General features: G+C 65.2%; 5 protein-coding genes. All 5 read left to right on the forward strand.

All coding sequences use genetic code 11. The features are described 5' to 3' along the window. Positions 1-552: helix-turn-helix domain-containing protein (locus KHC27_RS12370; protein ID WP_213339578.1), on the forward strand; the 552-nt coding region annotated here is incomplete at its 5' end. Positions 553-1024: 472 nt separating this feature from the next. Beyond that, positions 1025-1678, forward strand: a complete 654-nt coding sequence (locus tag KHC27_RS12375; protein WP_213339591.1) for a c-type cytochrome — start codon at positions 1025-1027, stop codon at positions 1676-1678. An 11-nt stretch (positions 1679-1689) separates the two neighbouring features. Next, positions 1690-2946 (forward strand): cytochrome c, encoded by a 1257-nt coding sequence (locus KHC27_RS12380; protein ID WP_425514878.1) that lies wholly within the window; start codon positions 1690-1692, stop codon positions 2944-2946. 8 nt (positions 2947-2954) lie between these two features. Next, positions 2955-3134: a hypothetical protein gene (locus tag KHC27_RS12385; RefSeq protein WP_213339580.1), complete on the forward strand. Its 180-nt coding sequence runs from the start codon at positions 2955-2957 to the stop codon at positions 3132-3134. Continuing rightward, complete coding sequence (locus KHC27_RS12390) at positions 3131-3694, forward strand: cupredoxin domain-containing protein (RefSeq protein WP_213339582.1); 564 nt, start codon at positions 3131-3133, stop codon at positions 3692-3694. Before KHC27_RS12385 ends, KHC27_RS12390 begins: the two co-directional genes overlap by 4 nt. Positions 3695-3769: the final 75 nt, after the last annotated feature.

The following is a 3769-nucleotide window of genomic DNA, read 5'->3' on the forward strand; positions in this document are numbered from 1 at the left end:
CAGACTGCGCTTTCACGCCCAACCTATGAAGGTGCCGCCGGGACGACGCTTACGGTGATTGATCATCTCGGCGGGATCTTCTCGGCCGAGCTGCAGCGTCCGTCACATCCGACACAGGACCTGGTGGTGGAGTCGGCGGTCACCGCGCTTTCGGTACATCTGTTGCGAAGCTACGCCGCGCCTGCGGAGGCGAAGGCCGGGCTCGCGGGCAGCAATATCGCCGCCATCCGGCGGGCGCTTGAGGCCATGCGGCAGCCCCTGGACGCGAGGATGACCTTGGCTGAGCTGGCCGATGCTTCCGGCATCAGTCGTTTCCACTTCAGCCGCATCTTCAAGAAGCATGTCGGCATCTCCCCGATCGCTTACCTCGAGCGAACGCGCATCGACCGGGCGAAAGACCTGATCCAGCGTGCCGAGATGTCGCTGGCCGAAGTGGCGCAGACCGTCGGATTCGCCGATCAAAGCCATTTCACGCGCCGTTTCAAGCACTATACCGGACATACGCCCGGCGCCTATTCGCGCGAGCACTCCCGAAGACGGCCGCCGCTTTAAAGACGACGCTCATCCCGCGCGTCGCCTCCCACGCAAAGTGCCGAGCCGCGCTTCTTCCACATCAAGCAGATGGCCAAGACAACGCGAAAAATTGGCCGAATGCCTTCGGTGCGACGCTAACGCAAGCGGGAGAGGATGGGCGTCGACGGGTCGTGCAAGGCGCTGCGGCAGCGCCCGCAGACGGCGCCGCCAAGGGCGGGCGAGCAAGATGCATCAAAACAGAGCCAGGGCGTGCAAGACACGCCGAGCAGTGATCGTCTTAGTGCGCCGAGCAAAGGTCATCGTGGTGGCAAGCCGCGGCGGCGCGACAACACAATGTCTCCTCCCAGTTTACGGACCAAAGAGAGTCCACCACATGTCTGACGTGATGCATCGCACATGCGCTGTGCGACCGGTGCCACGCGGCGGCCGGTGGGCGAGGGCATGCGGCGCGCTGACCTTCGCGACGGTTGGCCTCCTGTTCGCCATCGGGATGCCGATGGCGCCGGCGATGGCGCAGACCGCGCCCGACACGATGGCGGCGCGCGTCGAAGCCTGCACGCCCTGCCATGGAAACAGGGGCGAAGGCACTTCCGACGTCTACTTCCCGCGGCTCGCCGGCAAGCCGTCTGGCTACCTCTACAACCAGCTGCTCGCCTTCCGCAGCGGCCGGCGCAAATATCCCCCGATGAACTATCTGCTGGAGTTCCTGCCGAATGCCTATCTGCAGGAAATGGCGGATTATTTCGCCGACCAGCGTCCCGCGCAGCCGGACCCGGCCCCCATCACCGTGAGTGACGACATCCTGCAGCGCGGCGAGGCGCTGGCGACAGGCGGCGACTCGGCTGCGCAGGTTCCGGCCTGCGCCAGCTGTCACGGTGCGGAGCTTACCGGCATGGAGCCCGGCATTCCCGGTCTGCTCGGCTTGCGGCCCAATTATGTAAGCGCCCAGCTCGGCGCCTGGCGCTACGGCACGCGCACGGCGACGTCGCCGGATTGCATGCAGCCGGTCGCGGCAAAATTGACCGAAGCCGATGTCACCGCGGTTGCGGCCTATCTGGCGACCCTGCCTGCCCCGGAGAACGCGGCACCGCTGCCGAAGGGCAGCTACGCCCTGCCATTCCCATGCGGCAGCGCGCCCAACTGAGGAGCAGGACTATGCGACCGATGCTCCCTCAGCTCGTCATCATCAGTGCGCTTGCCTTCACGGCGCCCGCCGTGAAGGCGCAGTCGAACACCTCGAATACCGGCGGCGACATCGTGGCGCGCGGCGAATATCTTGCGCGGGTCGGCGATTGCATCGCCTGCCATACCGCGCCGGAAGGACAGCCGTTCGCCGGCGGTCGTGCCATGCAGACACCGTTCGGTGCGCTCTACACCTCCAACATCACGCCAGACCCGGTGACGGGCATCGGCCGTTGGACCGCCGACGATTTCTACACAACCATGCATACCGGGCGCTTCCCGAGCGGGGGTCTTCTTTATCCCGCGATGCCCTTCGCATCCTATACCAAGGTGACGCGCGCCGACAGCGATGCGATCTTCGCCTATTTGAAGTCGATTCCACCCGTGAGACAGAAGAATCGCAGCCACGATCTGCATTTTCCGTATGACAATCGCGAGCTGATCCTCGGCTGGCGTACGCTGTTCTTCCGCGAAGGCGAGTTCAAGAGCGATCCGGCCAAGTCACCGGAGTGGAATCGCGGCGCCTATCTGGTCGACGGACTTGGCCATTGCGGCATGTGCCATTCGCCGATCAACGCGCTGGGCGGCAGTTCACAGGCCGACGCATTCAAGGGCGGGTTGATCCCGATGCAGAACTGGTACGCCCCCTCGCTGACGTCCAACCGCGAGGCCGGGCTTGGCGATTGGAGCCTCAAGGACATCACCGATCTCCTGCAGGCCGGCGCGTCGAAACGCGGCGTCGTCTTCGGTCCCATGGCTGAGGTCGTTCACAACAGCCTGCAATATCTCACCGACGAGGATGCCCGCGCGATGGCGGTCTATCTCAAGGGCATCGCCGAGGCGTCGCCGAAAGCGCCACCCGCGTCGAGCCTGCCGGGCAGCGAGAGCAGTCTGCTGATCAGCCTGGGCAAGACGGTCTATGATGCGCGCTGTGCCGGCTGTCATGGCGTGAACGGCGAGGGCCGGCCTCCGCATTGGCCGCCGCTCGCCAACAACCAGTCGATCGATATGCCATCGGCGGTCAATCCGATCCGCATGGTCCTGAACGGCGGTTACCCGCCGGGGACCAGGGGCAATCCCAGGCCATATGGCATGCCGCCCTTCGCCGGCCTTTTGTCCGACAACGAGATTGCCGCCGTCGTGAGCTACATCCGCACCTCCTGGGGCAATCGCGGCATGCCCGTGAGCGCCCGGGAAGCAAACGAACTCCGGGCGGCACCGCTCGATTGAAGGTCCCCATGCTGAACTCCGAAGTTTCCGAGAGCAGCGGCGCTGATGATGAGCAGGCTGTCCGCGACGTTGTCGCCTGCGGCCCGCACGGCGCGCTGACTGTCGCCGGCCTCGCCACGGCGATCGTGGTCGGCTTGTGGCTCGCCTTCTACCTGCTCGTCTTTCTGCCCCGGGGAGCGCTGCAATGACCGTCGAGGACAGCCGCAACGGCGCCGCGGCGGTTGCCCGCACCGAGCGGAACTGGGCAGTGATCGCGGTCACCATCATCATCGTGATGACGCTGCTCGCCGTGGTCGCCGGGCTGCATCGGGCGACCATGCCGCAGTCCGAGGTTCAGGCCGTCGACCCTGCCCGGCTGCACCTCTCCGGCGAGTTCATCGAAGCCAATCTCGGCAGTGAACGCGGCGTCGACGGCGCCGTGACCGTGCGCGTGATCGGCCAGCAATATTCCTTCACGCCGGCCTGCATTCTGGTGCCCACGGACACACCGATCACCTTGCGCGCCACCAGCGCCGATGTCGTGCACGGTCTCCTGGTTCAGGGCACCAACATCAACACCATGCTCGTGCCCGGCTACATCTCGGAGCAGCCCATGCGGTTCACCAAAGCAGGCGATTACCTGATGCCGTGTCAGGAGTTCTGCGGCTTCGGACATGAAGGCATGTGGGGCACAGTGAGGGTCATCGACAAGGCGGCGTTTGCCGAGCGCGCGAAGGGCGGCGGGAGGCTCAGCTGTGTTGGTGAATAGGAGGCTTGTCCTCGCGCATTTCTGTAAGCGTCGTCCCGGCGGCACCTTCATAGGTTGGGCGTGAAAGCGCAGTCT

This window comes from Ancylobacter lacus (assembly GCF_018390635.1).
Taxonomy (GTDB): Bacteria; Pseudomonadota; Alphaproteobacteria; order Rhizobiales; family Xanthobacteraceae; genus Ancylobacter; species Ancylobacter lacus.